Origin of the sequence: Pseudomonas sp. MPB03 (assembly GCF_046605385.1) — a bacterium.
Lineage (GTDB): Bacteria > Pseudomonadota > Gammaproteobacteria > Pseudomonadales > Pseudomonadaceae > Aquipseudomonas > Aquipseudomonas zanjanensis.
The window spans coordinates 2,981,534-2,997,632 of the sequence record NZ_CP176770.1; the positions used below are offsets into that span (position 1 = coordinate 2,981,534).

General features: G+C 61.4%; 10 protein-coding genes. 3 read left to right on the forward strand and 7 right to left on the reverse strand.

Going from position 1 to position 16,099, the window contains the following annotated elements; genetic code table 11:
* Window positions 1–186 precede the first annotated feature (186 nt).
* Window positions 187–1,815 carry an alpha,alpha-trehalase TreA gene (gene treA / locus ACLH0I_RS13405; protein WP_411387325.1) on the forward strand — a complete coding sequence of 543 codons (1,629 nt, stop codon included), beginning with the start codon at window positions 187–189 and terminating at the stop codon, window positions 1,813–1,815.
* A gap of 385 nt (window positions 1,816–2,200) precedes the next feature.
* On the opposite strand, the gene ACLH0I_RS13410 is transcribed toward treA, so the two are convergent.
* Both ACLH0I_RS13410 and ACLH0I_RS13415 read right to left on the reverse strand, forming a co-directional pair.
* Window positions 2,201–3,154, reverse strand: coding sequence for a diguanylate cyclase (locus ACLH0I_RS13410; protein ID WP_411387326.1), 954 nt, complete (start codon window positions 3,152–3,154; stop codon window positions 2,201–2,203).
* Between the two features lie 3 nt (window positions 3,155–3,157).
* Window positions 3,158–4,168, reverse strand: coding sequence for a response regulator (locus tag ACLH0I_RS13415; protein ID WP_411387327.1), 1,011 nt, complete (start codon window positions 4,166–4,168; stop codon window positions 3,158–3,160).
* A gap of 299 nt (window positions 4,169–4,467) precedes the next feature.
* On the opposite strand from ACLH0I_RS13415, the gene ACLH0I_RS13420 reads away from it, so the two are divergent.
* Complete coding sequence (locus ACLH0I_RS13420; RefSeq protein ID WP_411387328.1) at window positions 4,468–6,840, forward strand: EAL domain-containing protein; 2,373 nt, start codon at window positions 4,468–4,470, stop codon at window positions 6,838–6,840.
* A gap of 11 nt (window positions 6,841–6,851) precedes the next feature.
* Here the strand turns inward: ACLH0I_RS13420 and ACLH0I_RS13425 are convergent, their stop codons facing one another.
* From ACLH0I_RS13425 to ACLH0I_RS13440, 4 genes are all read right to left on the reverse strand, one after another.
* Window positions 6,852–7,289 (reverse strand): phosphate ABC transporter substrate-binding protein, encoded by a 438-nt coding sequence (locus ACLH0I_RS13425; RefSeq protein WP_411387329.1) that lies wholly within the window; start codon window positions 7,287–7,289, stop codon window positions 6,852–6,854.
* A gap of 11 nt (window positions 7,290–7,300) precedes the next feature.
* Window positions 7,301–8,533, reverse strand: a complete 1,233-nt coding sequence (locus tag ACLH0I_RS13430; RefSeq protein ID WP_411387330.1) for a porin — start codon at window positions 8,531–8,533, stop codon at window positions 7,301–7,303.
* Between the two features lie 92 nt (window positions 8,534–8,625).
* Window positions 8,626–10,488, reverse strand: a complete 1,863-nt coding sequence (locus ACLH0I_RS13435) for an ATP-binding protein (RefSeq protein WP_411387331.1) — start codon at window positions 10,486–10,488, stop codon at window positions 8,626–8,628.
* A 424-nt stretch (window positions 10,489–10,912) separates the two neighbouring features.
* Complete coding sequence (locus ACLH0I_RS13440) at window positions 10,913–12,616, reverse strand: ABC transporter ATP-binding protein/permease (RefSeq protein ID WP_411387332.1); 1,704 nt, start codon at window positions 12,614–12,616, stop codon at window positions 10,913–10,915.
* 199 nt (window positions 12,617–12,815) lie between these two features.
* Here ACLH0I_RS13440 and fhuF point away from each other — a divergent pair, with 199 nt between their 5' ends.
* Window positions 12,816–13,499 carry a siderophore-iron reductase FhuF gene (gene fhuF, locus ACLH0I_RS13445; protein WP_250963381.1) on the forward strand — a complete coding sequence of 228 codons (684 nt, stop codon included), beginning with the start codon at window positions 12,816–12,818 and terminating at the stop codon, window positions 13,497–13,499.
* 952 nt (window positions 13,500–14,451) lie between these two features.
* On the opposite strand, the gene ACLH0I_RS13450 is transcribed toward fhuF, so the two are convergent.
* A complete protein-coding gene (locus ACLH0I_RS13450) occupies window positions 14,452–16,098 on the reverse strand; it encodes a cyclic peptide export ABC transporter (RefSeq protein WP_411387333.1) in 1,647 nt (548 codons plus the stop codon).
* Window position 16,099: the final 1 nt, after the last annotated feature.

Below are 16,099 nucleotides of genomic sequence, written 5' to 3' on the forward strand. Positions count from 1 at the left end.
TGCACCAATGACCTTGGCCCGAAACTACAGGCCGAAAAAAATATTGGCAAGACCAATTAATAAAAAAACAAATTGGACTGACCAGTGGGGTCTGGGCGTCGCCTGGCATTGCATCATTGACTGAACCCAGGTCCATTTCGACAGGTCACTGGTTTGTCAGGAATGAAAAACAGGATGGACCCTCTGATGCGACCTATTGCCCTTACCGGCCTCTCTTTTGCCGCGCTTCTGTGCGTGGCCTGTTCAAGCCAACCGCCCGCCACCTGGAGCTACGCCGACGCCCAGGGACGAGCCAATCTCCCCCCCGACCAAGCCTACCCCGAGCTTTTTGAAGCGGTGCAGCGTGGGCAGGTATTCACCGACCAGAAGCATTTCGTGGATGCATTGCCCAACCGTGATCCGGCCTGGATCCGCGCCGATTACCTGGCCCAACGGGGCCGCGACGGCTTCGATATCAAGGCCTTCGTGAAAGACAACTTCATCGAGTCCGGCGCAGCCGAAAGCCCAGCCCCCAGGCCCGGCGCTCCGATCAAGGAACACATCGACCACCTCTGGCCGGTGCTGAGCCGCTCCTACAGCCAGGTGCCGGCCTACAGCAGTCTGTTGCCATTGCCGCAGCCGTATGTGGTGCCCGGCGGACGCTTTCGCGAGATGTACTACTGGGATTCGTATTTCACCATGCTCGGGCTTGAGCAAAGCGGCGATAAAGCCCAGGTCCGCCAGATGACCGATAACTTCGCCTACATGATCGACACCTACGGTCACATCCCCAACGGCAATCGCACCTACTACCTGAGCCGGTCGCAGCCGCCATTCTTTGCCTACATGGTGGAGTTGCAGGCGCGCATCGAAGGCGACCAGGCCTATGGGCGATACCTGCCGCAGTTGCAGAAGGAGTATGCCTATTGGATGGAGGGCGCCCAGGCGCTCAAGCCCGGTGACGCTGCCCGACATGTGGTCAAGCTCGCCGATGGCAGTGTGCTCAACCGCTACTGGGATGCCAGCCCGACGCCTCGACAGGAGTCCTGGTTGCAAGACGTCAGCACCGCCGAACAGGTGCCGGAGCGGCCCAAGGAGGAGGTTTGGCGTGATCTGCGCGCCGGTGCCGAAAGCGGCTGGGACTTCAGTTCGCGCTGGTTGGACGACGGCCAGAACCTGGCGAGCATTCGCACCACGGCCATCGTGCCCGTGGACCTCAATAGCCTGATCTATCATCTGGAGCACACCATCGCCAAAGCCTGCGAGACGGTGCAAAACATGGCCTGTGTCCAGGCTTATGGCCGGCGCGCCGAACTGCGCCAGCGGGCCATCGAGAAATATCTATGGAATACCGATAAAGGCTTCTACGTGGACTATGACTGGCAACGCAACCAGCAACGCCAAGGGCTCACGGCCGCGACGCTGTTCCCGCTGTACACGGGCCTGGCCTCTGTCGAGCATGCCAATCGCACCGCCGATGCGGTGCGTGACGGCCTGTTGCGCCCTGGAGGTGTCGCCACCACCCAGGTCAGCAATGGCCAGCAATGGGACGAACCCAATGGCTGGGCACCGCTGCAATGGGTCGCGGTGGAAGGGCTGGAGCGCTACCAGCACACCGCGCTGGCGCAACAGATCGGCAGTCGTTTCTTGCAGCAAGTCGAGAACCTCTACGGCAAGGAAAACAAGCTGGTGGAAAAATACGACCTGTCTGGACGCGGCGATGGCGGGGGAGGCGGCGAGTATGAATTGCAGGATGGCTTTGGCTGGACCAACGGGGTGACGCTCATGTTACTGGGCAAGTATGGCGAGACGTCTCAAAGCCTGGTGGGTAAGTAAATGCCACACACACATCCCCTGTGGGAGCGAGCTTGCTCGCGAAAGGGGTGGTTCAGCCACATTGAAGGTTGCTGACACGCCGTCTTCTCGAGCAAGCCCGCTCCCACAGGGGATGTGGGGTGTGTCTCAAGCCTCACCATCGCCTCGGAAAAAAACTGTGGGGGGCACAAATCTCCCTCACCCGAATCGAGACGTACTTGTGGCGAGGGAGCTTGCTCCCGCTCGGCTGCGCAGCAGTCGCAAAAGCGGTGTGCGCGGTGTGCCTGGCGAAACGGTGTGGCTGATTTGGGGTTGCTTCGCAACCCAGCGGGAGCAAGCTCCCTCGCCACAAGGGCCGGTGTTGGATGGACTGGGTGTGATCGGGCACTGAGCCGTTGCGGGCTCGCTAGTCATGCACCGTCACTCGGTTGCGCCCGGTCTTCTTCGAGGTATACAGCGCCTGGTCCGCCCTGGTGATCAGGTCGGCGTGGTCGTTCGCGGGCTGGCTCAGGTCGGCCACGCCCAGGCTGATGGTGAAACGGATGGCCTGGTCGTTGTACTGCACCTCCAGCGCTTCGACGGCCTGGCGCATACGTTCGGCAAAAACCCGGGCGCCAGCCTTGTCGGTGTCTGAAAGCACCACGCCGAACTCTTCCCCGCCATAACGCCCCGCCACGTCGGATTCGCGTACATGCTCGCGCAGCAGCCGGGCGACATGTTCGATGACCTTGTCGCCCGCCTGGTGGCCGTAGGTGTCGTTGACCCGCTTGAAGTGATCGATATCGAGCATCACCAGGCTCAACGCATTGCCGTAGCGCTGGTGCCGGGCATAGGCGGCCTTGAGGTTGCTTTCCCAATGACCGCGGTTGTACAGCCCCGTCAGCCGATCGGTGCTGGAGAGGAGTTGCAGCTGTGCGTTGGCGGCTTGGAGCTGATGCCGGTTGGTGGCGACGTCGGTGACGTCATAGATCACCAGGCAGATGTGCTTGATGGTGTTGTCCGGCGAGCGCAGCGGCAGCAGGGTGGTGTTCTGGTACATGAACGCTTCCTGGCCGGTGATCGGCTGGTAGCTCTTGAAGCGCATCAGGTACGGACGCTGCTCCCAGACCGTGAACGCCGGCGTGCCCAGGGTCGCGACGCTTTCCACCTTGCGGCTGAACCATTGGCGATCGATTTCAGGGAACAGGCTGAAAAAATGCTGGTTGTGGGCGTCCTTGGGCTGCACCCCGGAGCGGTTCTCCATGAAGGTGTTCCAGACTTGCACGCGGTACTCGCGGTCGAGCACCACCACCCCGACGTCGATGCTCTGAACGATCGCCAGCAACCAGTGGAACTCGTTCAGATCGATGGATTCGCTCATGGCTCAGTTCATCAGATAGGCAAGTTTATGGGTCAACCGTTCGATGGAGTCCTCCGTGAACAACAGCAACAGGTCGAAACGAATATCGTGCCCCTCCAGGCTGTAGCTGATTTCCACCGCCAGGGTCTTTTTCCAGTGCTTGCTGTTGTCCCGGATCAATTCCTCGATGGCGGCGTGCTGGCCGAGAATCTGCGGGTGGCCCTGGGAAAACACCACGTCGATCTGTTCGGCAATGCTGCTCAGGCACGCGCCGATCAAGACACTGGAAAGGTCCAGCAGCATTTCCAGGTCCGAATAGTCGGCGCTCTGGCGCTGCATCAATTGCGCGATATCGGCGATTTCCGAATCGTGGAAGATCAGCAAGGCTTCGCCGGCGATGCCGCTGCCGATAAACCCCTGGCAAATGGCGGTGAGTTGCTGGGAACTGCCGACATCGTTCAAGGCCATGTGCAATTCACCGACCTCGAGGAGGTTGACGTTCGGCACCGGCAATTGCACGAAGACCCCCAACACCTTGGCGATCAGCGCCGCCGCCCGGCCGATGGCCACGTTGACGGTCTCGCGGAATGCATCGTGGAAACCGATGGCCACGTTCGTGGCCGAACGATTCTGCGGCGGCACCTGCCCGGGTTGGGCCAGTAGCCCCAGCCGCGCCAGCGTCTGGCGCAGGTCGTTTTCGTCGAACGGCTTTTTCAGGAACGCCAGGGCGCCCAACTCCAGCACGCGGCGCACCGCCTCATCCTGGACGTCACCGGAAATCACGATCACCTGCGCCTTCAAGCCCTCGTCGCGCAAGGCGTTCAACACCTGGTAGCCATCCATCTCCGGCATGGTCAGGTCGAGCAACACCACGTGGCCCAGGCCCTGGCGTATGGCGTCCATGGCCTGGCGCCCGTTGGTCGCCTCGGTGACCGAAACCGGCCAGTCCGCCGGCAGGGCACGCAACACCTGTTTGCGCGCCATGTTGGAGTCGTCACACACCACCAGAGGGATCAACGACACAAGGACATCCATCGAATTTCAATGGCAGGAGAGGAGGTGCTGCGTACGTCATTCATAGGCTTGCAAAGACCCTTTTGATTAACGAATCGGGTTTATCAAGCGTGGTGTCCAGCACCAGGCACTGCTGGACACGGTTGTATTGAAACTGGACCAATAAGTCAGGGACGTCAACTGCACTTCGTCATCGAATCCTGGGCAAAGCCACGGTCGGCGCTCGATTGGGCGTGGCGGGCGCGGTTTGTGGTCTATAGTTTTCCGCAGGCGGTCGGTGACCCGCAGTCCGTCAGTGGGAACAATGCAGGGAGCACACCATGGCGATCCAACGGGCGAGTGTCATGACGTCGGCCCCGAGTGTCGTCCATCGAGAAAACGCCCGGGCCGATGTGACGAACAATCTGTTTCGGCGCGGTTTCGACCAGGCCAGGGAAGCCTATATCCTGTTCCCATTGCTGGCGGCCCTGCTGCTGTTGCTCATCTGGGCCGGTACCCTGTACCTCATCAAGGTCGAACACGCTCGTGCGCAGCAGGGGATTGCCGAAGCGAGCCTGGAAATCGGCGCCACCTACGAAGCGCAGATCCTGCGGGCGGTGCGTGAAATCGACCAGACCCTCAAGCTGGTCAAGTACACCTACGAGTCCGAGCGCGAGCCCAACCCGTTGCCCAAGCTCAAGGCACGCGGTTTGCTGCCTTCTCCCTACTTGTTTGACGTCAGCGTCGTCGATGCCAGCGGCCGGGTCGTGGCCAGTACCCAGCCGAGCGAGGCCGGAAGCAGGATGGCCCAGGACGCGCTGCAAACGCCAGGGCCGGACACGGCGCTGTCGATTGGCCGCCCGTGGAAAAGCCCGGCGACGGGGGAGTGGACATTGCGTTTCAGTCGGCGGCTCGATGAAGGGAATGGCGGGTTCGCCGGGATCGCCATGATCGAGGTCGACGCGGCCTATTTCGTCAGCAGTTATGACCCCTCGAAACTGGGCGACCACGGCTTGCTCGGCCTGCTGGGCATCGACGGCATCTTCCGGGCACGGCGCAGTGGGGAAACGATCTCGGCCGGTGACCCGATCGATTACGCCAGCGTGGTGCCGGATACGGAAAACACCGAGGCTGTACGCGCGATCAACCCATGGGACGGTGTGCGGCGCTATACCAGTGCCCGCCAGCTCTACGACTTTCCGCTGGCGGTGATCGTCGGCTTGTCCGAGGAAGAACAACTGGCTGCGGTGACCCGGCAGGCGCAGCGCTATCTCTGGCGCGCGGCGGGCGCCAGCCTGCTACTGGTGTTGTTGGCGGGACTTCTCGCGCGGATGAGCTGGCAACTGGCGCAAAGCCGCTTGCGCGCGGGCGAAGCGAAAATTGCCTACGCGGAAAGTGTCGAGTACTTGGCCTATCACGATGGCCTCACGGCATTGCCCAATCGCAGCCTGTTCAGCAAGCTGTTGAGCCAGAGCATCCGTGAGGCCGACCGTTACGATCGGCAATTGGCCGTGTTGTTCCTTGACCTCGACCGTTTCAAGCAAGTCAATGACACGCTGGGGCACGATGCCGGCGATCAACTGCTCATGGAGGTGGCGCAGCGTCTCGAGGCGTGTCTGCGCAGCAGCGATACGGTGGCCCGGTTGGGCGGCGACGAATTCGTGATCCTGCTGCCGGAGCTGTCGGAGGACAACGACGTGGCGAGCGCCGCGCAGAAAGTCCTTGGTGCGATTGCCCGGCCTTTCAACCTTCAGGGCCAGGAGTTTCGGGTGACTGCCAGCGTCGGGATCAGCGTGTTTCCACAGGATGGCCTGGACGAGCAGACCCTCACGAAAAACGCCGATATCGCGATGTACCAGGCCAAGCAACGTGGCAAGAACAACTTCCAGTTCTACTCCGCGAAACTGAACGCCGATTCTTTGGAACGGCTGACCCTGGAGCTGAGCCTGCGCCACGCCCTGGAGCGCCAGGAGTTCCAGCTGCATTACCAGGCCAAGCGGGACATTCGCAGTGGCCTGATCACCGGCATGGAAGCGCTGCTGCGCTGGAATCATCCCGACCTGGGGATCGTGGCGCCCATGCAGTTCATCCCCATTGCGGAAGAGACCGGTTTGATCGTGCCGATCGGCAAGTGGGTGCTCAAGACCGCCTGCCAGCAAAACGTCGCCTGGCAACGACAAGGCCTGCCGCACCTGGGCGTCGCCGTGAACCTCACGGCACGGCAGTTTGCCGATGAGGACCTGCTGGCGGATTTGGCCGAGATATTGGCCGAAACCGGTATGGATGCGCGCCTGCTGGAACTGGAAATCGCCGAGCGCCTGCTCATGCAGGACGTCAAGAGGGCGCTGAGTGTGTTGACCGGGCTCAAGCGCCTGCAGGTCCGTATCGCCATCGATGATTTCGGTATCGGCTATTCGTCGCTCTCTGCCCTCGAACAGTTTCCGTTGGATGTCATCAAGATCGACCGCTCGTGTATCTGCGACACCAGCAGCGTGTCGGAAGACAAAGCCCTCACCGAGGCCATCATCGCGATGGGCCGCACCCTCAGCCTGACCGTGGTGGCCCAGGGCGTGGAAACCAAGGAGCAGGCCGATTTCCTGAGGGACAATGCGTGCGATGAGTTCCAGGGTTTCTATTTCAACAGGCCGATTCCCGCCGATCAGTTCAAGTTATTGCTGCAGGCCCAGGCAACTGATCCAAACCTCGATCCGTAAGGACTCGCCATTCATTGCGGCTCGAGCGGCAGTGCCCGGACGCTGTCATCCAGCTCCCGCGCGTCGAGATAGCCGATGGTGTCGGGGTTCTCGGCAATACGTTTCTTGACTTCCGTGCCGCTTGAAACCGCCAGTGGCGGCTGGCCCCTGCCGGTGAAGATGATTTTTGACCAGTGCGCCTTGAGCTGGGCAGCGGACTTGCCGGTGATCGTTGTGTAGAACTCATCGCGGGTCGGGGAATCTTCTGTCTGGTCGATGGGAATCGCCTGGCCGCCACCGGGAAAACGACTGGCCTTGCCCAGGAAAATATCCGCCACCTGATTGCGCGCGAGTGTCTTCACCGGGCTGGACATGGCGACGACCACCACCACGTCGGCCTTGACGGCAGCGCTGGCGGCGACCAGGGCGAGCCCCGCCACAGCGAATCCGATGAATCTCACAACCCACATGGCCTGCTCCATCAGAAGACAAAATCCACAGCCAGGCTGATGACGTTGAGCGAGCCCCCCGACGTGAAGTCCGGTTGGGGATTGATCAACGGACCGACCGAGTGGCCCTTGAAACGTGTGTGATCGAATTGCACTTTGGCATCCATGTTCCTGGTGAAATCCCAGCGCATGCCCAGGGAAAGGGTCTGCTGGCCTTCGTTCGAGCCCAAGACCGAATTGAGCGCACCGTTAAGCTCGGCGGCCGTGCCCGCCAAGGCCGGTGGCAAGGCCGCTATCGTCAGGCCCGGGCTGGAAACTTCGGTTTCGGTCCGGGAGCGTGCGTAGGTGACGTAGGGCGTGAACGCTTCGATGCGGTACCCGCCGCTGATGTACCAGGCACTGGTGCGGCCCAGGCCGGAGCGGCTATCGAGACGCCCCCATTCACTCATGACGAACCAGTCGCCCGGATCGTAGCTGGCGCCCACGCCGAGAAATTCGACGGGGGTGTCATCGGAGTCGTAGCGATCGGCAATGGCGATGCCTTCTGTGCCGAACGCTCTGAACGTATCGAAGAGTGAATTGAACTGCTCCAGGGTCAGGTCGGCTTTCATGTAGGTGATGCGCGTGGTGAGCACGTCGAACTCGGTGGTATTGGTGATTCCCCAGAAGTTTCTCGTCAGTGCCTTGCCGGCCCCGTCGGGCTGCCGGCTGTCGGTCTGGCCGTAGTGAGCCTGTACGGTATTGATGATTGCATCGACATGAAACCGGTAGCTGCCATCGATGCCGTCGCTGCTGGAGATCGGCATCAGGCTGTAGACCTCCATGGGCGCGCGTACCCAGGGCAGGGTATAGCCCACTTTACGGGTGTCGGACACCAGGAAGGTCGGCAACACAGTACGGCCAATGCGCGCGTTGAAATCCGGCGTGAACTGGTACTTGATGTTGGCCCACTCGACGAAGGGCCGGTAGCTGTTGTCGTAGCGCTGCTCGGAAATGACCTGCACCACGGCCGAAAGCTGCGGGGTGAAGGTGGCCGTCAGTTGGGCGCCTATCAGGCTGTCGACGTCAGCGCTCCAGTTGCGCGAATGCCCGGCGCCGTTGGGCTTGAAGATGCTGGACGTGAAGTCGGCTTTTTTCTCGCTGGAATGGACGATCCCCACCGTGCCGAAACTGCTCAGCGAGAACGTCTCGGTAGTGTCGGCACTGGCGCCGCCGGCATACAGCGTCACGACGACCAAGGCCAAGGTATTGGGTCTTTTCACCATGGGCTCAAGCTGACCTCGTTGCGTGGATCGCCATTCGTCTGTTCCTTGTACGGTCGGCTGAAACTGCGCGCCATTACCCAGCGAAGCCTAGTCTAGATCGCCAGTTTGAGCGTAAAGGTCGCCCCTGTTCCCGGCCCATCGCTATGGGCCTCCAGCGAACCGCCCATCTCCATGGCCGCCAGGACGCAACTGTGCAGGCCAAAGCCATGGCCATCCTTGCGTGTGGTAAATCCGTGGGCAAAGATCCGCGTCAGATTCTCGGGCACGATGCCTTCGCCGTTGTCGATGACTTTGATGACCAAAGTGTCGTCCTGGGGAATCTCGCTCTGAAGGATGATTTGAGGGGCCGGCTCCAATCGGTCACCCATCGCCCTGCTGGCGTTTTTTATCAGGTTGATGAGGATCAGCAGCACACGGTGCTTGTCCAGTTGCAGCAAGGGCGTGTCGGCCAGGTTTCTCACCACGGTGATCCGATGCGCCGCGATGATGCCGGCGTTCATGCGCAGGGCATCCTCGATCAGGTCCTTGACCTGCACGGTTTCGGCGAGGCTGGATGGACCCGCATAGGATTGCTGGGCGGCGACGATTTCCTTGATGTGATCGACGCTTTTGCTCAGTTGGCCGAGTTCTTCGGTCATGCTCTGTTGCTCGATCGCCAGTGCGTCCACCAACTGGTTCAGGTAGCCGGGCAACAGCTTGCCTTTGTCGTCGTGGGAGATGAAATCGCCGAGGTCTTCGGCGTGCTCGTTCATCATTTGCACCGCCTTGCCAAGCCCCAAGGCCTTGCTGGTGCGCAGTTTGCGGGTGACCAGGTCGGCGGAGATATTCACGCTGTTAAGCACGTTACCGACGTTGTGCAGCACATTGGTGGCGATTTCCGCCATGCCGGCCTGGCGTGCGGCCGCGGCCAGTTGGACCTGGGCTTCGGCGGCGCGCAAGCGGCTTTGCGCCAGCTGCCAGCTCATCCGGGCGAGCAGGCCCACAAGCAATACCAGCACCAGGCTGCCGCCCGCGGCACGCCACAGATAGGTACGCGCTTGCTGGTTCACCGCGGCCAGCTGTTCTTCCTCGGACAACCCGACGATCACCGCCAGCGGAAAATCATAGAGCTGGCGGGCACTGGTGTAGCGCCGCACGCCGTCCCAACCGTTGATCGAGAGCTTCGCCTCGGTGTTTTCAGCGTCCGGCACCACCGCCGTGTAATTGACCGCATCGCCGGCCGATAGCGTTTCCCCGGTGCGCCGTACGCGAAAGATGCCGTCCGTACCCAGCAGCCCGAGCGCACCCTGGTCGCCGAGTTTCGAGGCGTCGTAGCTGCTGACGAAATAGGCAGCATCCACTTCGACCCTGGCGATCCCGGAAAGCCTGCCATCCGCGGCATCGAGTCGCCGGCTGAAGCGCAAGCGCCATTCTCCAGTGATTGGGCTTTTCCATGGATGGCTGATGGACAACGAATCGCTGTGCCGCAGCGTTTGCTGTTCATCCGGGTCAGCGATGTTTTCCCGGTCGTTGACCCGCGTGCTCGCCACGAGCCGGCCGTCCGGATTGACCACACTGACGTCGAACACCAAGGCCGGCGGCAACAAGGCCCGCTCCTGGAGGCGGCGCAGGGGATTGGGCTCGTCCTCGGTCTCAAAGGTGTATTTGACCAGCTTGAGGGTCTGATCGATTTCATGGATGGCGCGCAACATTTGCGCTTCGTAGGTAGCGCCCATCTCCAGGCTGGCCGTCGCGGCGCTCTGCTGCGCGCGAAGATGTTCAACCTTGATCAGGTAGAGGGTGGCGCTCCAGACGACCAGCAGCAGCAGGGCAGCCAGCAACGGGAACAGGATGTAGGCTTCCTTGGCCTGGTCGAAGAAACGCCGAAGCGTGCTGGCTTCGGTACCGCCATCGGCTTCTGCACAATGAGCGGTGCCAGGGGCCAACCCCAGTGTCTCGGGCCGCTGGATCGGCATGGCTTGCTCCCTGCATTGTTCGACCGGAGGCTGGTGAGCATCCGACACGGTTACGGCTCGAGGGGGTGTTGCTCCTGAAGGCCCGAGCGAAAGAGCCTGGATGTGTCTGACTATAGACCACAAACTCTGCATGCCAATTATGCGAAGAGGGATGGAGTGTCGCGCAGGTCATTTGCGCTTTTTCAGGGATCTGATTGCGCAGCAAGAGGGCACATTTTGAATTGAACCCTGTGACCCAAGTGCATCCTGTGGCGAGGGAGCTTGCTCCCGCTGGGCTGCGCAGCGGCCCCAAATCAGCCACACCGTTTCGCCAGGCACACCGCGGACACCGCTTTTGCGACTGCTGCGCAGCCGAGCGGGAGCAAGCTCCCTCGCCACAGATCTATCTTTCCCATGCTCTATTTCGTAGGCACAGGATGCGGGTTCACACCGCTTGCTTGACCTTGCGATGCACCCACTGCGCCTCGTCCTTTAGCTCCAGGACGTGCCAATGGAAGTGCTCCAGGGAAGCGCTGTGCCCGACGCTGATCAGGATCGTGTCCGGCAGCGTCTCCCTGAGCAGCTGATAGCAACGCGCTTCGTTTGCCGCATCCAGCGCTGAGCTGCTTTCGTCGAGGAACAGCACCGTGGGCCGGGCCAGCAGGGCCCTGACGAACGCGCAGCGTTGCTGTTCGCCGATGCTGAGGGTCTGTGACCAGTCCCGCTCCTCTTCCAACTGATCGGCCAGGTGTTGCAGGCCGACTTGCTCCATGACCTGGCGTAGCGCGGCATCCTCGTCGCGACGGGGCGGGTTGGGGTACCAGAGCGCTTCGCGCAGGCTGCCCAGCGGCAGGTAGGGTTTTTGCGACAGGGTCAGGGCGCGCTCGCGGTCATAGCCACTCGAGCCGCGAGCGTGATGCCACAGCCCGGTGATCGTGCGGATCAGCGTCGATTTGCCGTAGCCGGATGGTGCGCTGATCATCAGGCTGTCGCCGGGTTTGAGTGACAGGTTGAAACCTTTGAACAACGGCCGGCCATTGGGCAGCCAGATGTCCAGGTCCTTGATATCAAGACCGCTGGCCTGCTGTTCGTGCCTGACCTGGGACTTGACCTCGACGTTATCCAGGCGCTCCTGGAAGCCGACCAAGCGGTCGATCACCGATTTCCATTCCGACAGTTCCGGGAACACGCTCACCAGGTAGGCGATGGCCGCGTGCACTTCGCCGAAGGCCGCGCTTATCTGCGTCAGGCGGCCGAGGGGAAAGGCGCCGGCAAAGAACTGTGGTGCCATGATGAACATCGGGATGACCGTCGCGCTGCGCAAATAGAAGGTCGAGTAGCCCATGATCAGCTTCTGTTTCTTCACCAGCGCCCAGAAGTTTTCCAGCGCCGCGTCCAGGCGACGGTTGAAGCGTTCGTTCTCCACGACTTCGCCGCGGTATTGCGCCACCGAGTCAGCGTTCTCCCGCAGGCGGATGAGCGAGAAACGAAAGTCCGCTTCACGCCGCTGTTGCATGAAATTGAGGCTGGGCAGGGCGCGGCCCAGCCAAAAGGCCAGGCCGGTGCCCAGGAACGCATACACCAGGGCGATCCACACCAGCAGTCCCGGAATGACGAACGACTGATCGTTGAATGGCACGCTGACGAGGCTGGAGGCTTGCCAGAGGATATGCAGGAAGGAAAACAGCGACACCACCGACGTCAACAGGCCCAGGCTCAACTTGAGTGACTTGACGATGAACAGGTCGATGTCTTCGGCGATCCGCTGATCGGGGTTGTCGACATCGGTTTCGGTCAATTTCAGCTTCTGGTAGCGCTGGCTGCCCAGCCACTGATCGAGCATGTTGCGGGTCGCCCAGCGACGCCAGCGGATGGTCAGCTTTTGCTGAAAGTGAAACGCGCCCACGGTAAAGGCCGCCGTGCCGATCTGCAGCAGGATGAATTGCAGGCTGCCGATCAGGAAGCCGTGGTAATCCAAGGCCTGCAAGGCGTTATAGAAATGCAGGTTCCAGAAGTTGGTGAGGATGTTGACACCGACCAGGCACAGGGTCATCAGCACGGTGGCCAACAGCAGCCACAGGGCCGGGTACTTTTCCTCGGAAGCCCAGAAAGGCCGCGCGAGACGCCAGAAGTTGCGGAGTGTGTGCATGGAGTCTTGATGAGCCTGGTCGCTAACGACGTTGAGTTTGCAGGGGAGGGAGGATAGGATCAGCCAATGCTAATCGTTTGCATTAATTAGGGAAAGCCACGGGAGCCCCGTTATCGAATTTCCAGAATGGCTTAACCAGGCCTGGCCGCCGATACAGCGGGTCATCCGGCAGGCACCTGGCGATCAGCCTTCCATCGCGTTGAGCCAGCTTGCCGATCCTGCCGTGCTGCAACCCTTGCTGACCCGATTCGCCCTGCGTTACCCGGGGGTGAACCGTGCCGCCGTGGTGTCGCAGTGGTCGATGAACTACATGAGCATTGTCTTGCCCGCCACCCTGGCCTGCGTGTTGACGCGTCGCTGCGCCATCGAGTTCTGGGGCGAGGACGCGCAGCTGTTGCACGACGACGGCCAACCGGCGGCGCTGGGCCTGGCTGCCGGGCTGTCGGACTTGGCCGCGGATGACCGGGCGGCTTACTGGTCACGGTTGGTCCATGAGCACCTGGCGCCACTGTTCAGCACATTGGCCGCCGCCGGTGGCCTGGCCCCGAAAATATTGTGGGGCAACTTCGTCGCCATCTGGGACGGCGCCTTCGCCAGGATGGACCCGGACCTGTCCAGGGAGGGTTTCGCCGAGGCGCACCAGTGGCTGGAGCCCGTCACGGTGAACAATGGCCGCTTGAAACTGCGGGGTCTGCAACGCATGGTCGAGTCACCGGCGCCGCAGATTTGCCCCAGCTTGCCCTTGCGCCGGCATTGCTGCCTGCATTACCAACTGCACGAGCCGGTCGAAGGCCAACCGCCCGTGCTCTGCGAATCCTGCCCCAAGCTGCACCGCCTGCCAGTGGCGGAGCAGGTGAGTTACCTGCATTACATCTATGAGTAGGGCGTCGTTTTCTTTTGGGTTGGATTGGATTGGGTGCATATCCGTTGCTGCGGTAACGGCGACTTATGGTTCCGCTTTTACAGCGGGTCACTTTTGGAAAAGCGCCAAAAGTAACCAAAAACGCTTTGCCCCACCACTCGGTGCCTCGCTAGGGCTCGGCATGCCCTCACTCCGGCATTGCTCCGTGGGCCGCCGCGAAGGGCCATCCATGGCCCAGCGCGGCTACCTCGGCATCCATGCCGAGGTGCCCACTGCGCAATGCCTGCGTTCGGCCATCGTGGTTAACGGGGCGTCGAGATCAAGATCAAGATCCAAAGCAAGAGCATGAGCAAGAGCAAGAGCGGGGTACAAGCCGACATTTTATGTGGCTGAGCCGCCGCTATCGCGAGCAAGCTCGCTCCCACATGGATTTTCGGCAACCACAAAAATGCACATACGCCGCAGAACCCTGTGGGAGCGAGCCTGCTCGCGATGAGGCCGGCACATCCAACATCACCGCAAACTGACACATCGTCTTCGCGAGCAGGCTCGCTCCTACAGGGGAAACGCGGTCTCACCAAGAACCAGGTCGGCTGTTAGGCCGCCTCGTGGTGGACGTTGATCTCGGACGCCCCGTTAACCACGATGGCTGAACGGAGGCGTTGTGCAGTGGGCAACCCGGCATGGATGCCGGGTTAGCCGCGCTGGGCCATGGATGGCCCTTCGCGGCGGCCCACGGAGCAATGCCTTCGTTCAGGCATGCCGAGCCCTAGCGAGGCAACGAGTGGTGGGGCATGAGCGCTTTGGTTACTTTCGCGCTTTTCGAAAGTGACCCGCCGTAAGGGCGGAACCCTTAGTGGCCGTTACCGCAGCAACGGATATGCACACTACCCCAAAAACAACGGCGCTTTTCATTTCTGAAACAAGCGCCGTTTTTCTAAGTCAACAGCACTACCCAGTGTTCAGGATTTCCTCAAGACAGCATTTCGACCACACGCATCGCATCAGCCTGTGGGGCAACTTCGCTGAGCTTACCGTGTTCGATGCGGATCAACCGGTCGGCCAGGCCGAAGTAGGCGTCGTCATGGGAAATGACGATCAGCAGTTTGCCGCGCTCGCGCAGGTCCGGCAGGATCCGGGTGTAGAAAAAGTGCTTGAACACCGGGTCCTGGTCGGCGGCCCATTCGTCGAACAGATAGCACGGGCGGTCGTCCAGATAGGCGCTGAGCAGCGCCAGGCGCTTGCGTTGCCCGGTGGACAGCGCCAGGGTTGTCAGCTTGCCTTCCTCGATTTGCACCTTATGGTCCAGCTGTAGGTGGACCAGGTAGTCCTGCGCCTGTTTCACCAAGTGCGGATCGTCGCCATCGAACAGGTTCTCGAACAGGCAGAAGTCGGTGAAGATCGCCGAGAAGTGCTGCCGGTAATGGTGGTTGTCATTGCTCGAGGAGACTTGCTCGTCGAGCATGATCTCGCCGCTTTCCGGCCGGTACAGCCCGGTCAGCAACAAGGCCAGGGTGGTCTTGCCGCTGCCGTTGCCGCCGGTGATGAACACCACTTCGCCGGCATTGAGGGTGACGTCGATGGGGCCCAGGGTGAAGTGCCCGTCCTCGCGCTCGCGGTAGTAGGTGTGGGTGACCTGGCGGCACACCAGGCTGCGGACCTGGGTCGGCGAGATCGTGTCGAGGGTCTCGTCGGCGGTTTGCATCTCGCCTTCCAGGGCGCGGATCTTGTTCAGGGCCACGCTGGCCCGGCCGAGGGTCGGCAAGGCATGCATCAGTTCCGACAATGGCGTGATCATGTAGAGGATCGCCAGGATATAGCCGGTGACCAGGCTCGCGCTCAGGTCGATGAAATGCGGCGCGGCGAACAACACCACGCCGATCAGCAGGTAGAACACGGCATTGCCCCAGTTCAGGACCAGGGCGTAGATGCTCATGCCTCGGACAAAATCGCGGCGGTATTGCTGGCTCACCGGTATCAGCAGGCGGGTGAAGAAGTGCTGCCGGCGCGGATGGTTGAGTTGCAGTTCCTTGCTGCCATCGGTGAGCAGGCGGTATTGATTGAACAACTGGTCCTTGAGCTCACGAGCACGGGAGATCGAGGTCAGGGCCCGGCGTTGCGGCCAGTGAAAGCTCAGGCTGCCCAAGGCGATCAGCAGCAGTGTCAGGCCGAGCAGCGGCATGCTGAGCCAGCCCAGGTAGGCGAGGCACGCGGCGATGATCCCGACGTTGACCAACAGGATCGGCACCAACTCCACGGCCTGGCTGATGGTTTGCGTATCGTCGGTAAGCATCGCCAGCAGGCGATGCTTGCCCAGGCGCTGCAATTGCGCGTAGGGCGTGTCGATCAGCTTGGCGCTCAGGTGCAGGCGCATGTCGTTGACCGCCGCCTGGCCCAGGCGCAGCAGGCTGATGTCGGAGATGATCCGCGACACCGCGACCAACACCACCAGGCCGGCGAAGAGCAGGCCATCCACCGGGCGCAGCGTATCGAACACCTCCAGGCTGTGGTTGATGTTGGCGATCAGGCCGGCTGCCGCGAGGCCGCAGGTCAGACCCGTGAGGGTCGCCACCAGCAGTGCGCGCCAGGAGCGTTTAGCCATGAGTAACAACAGATCCATT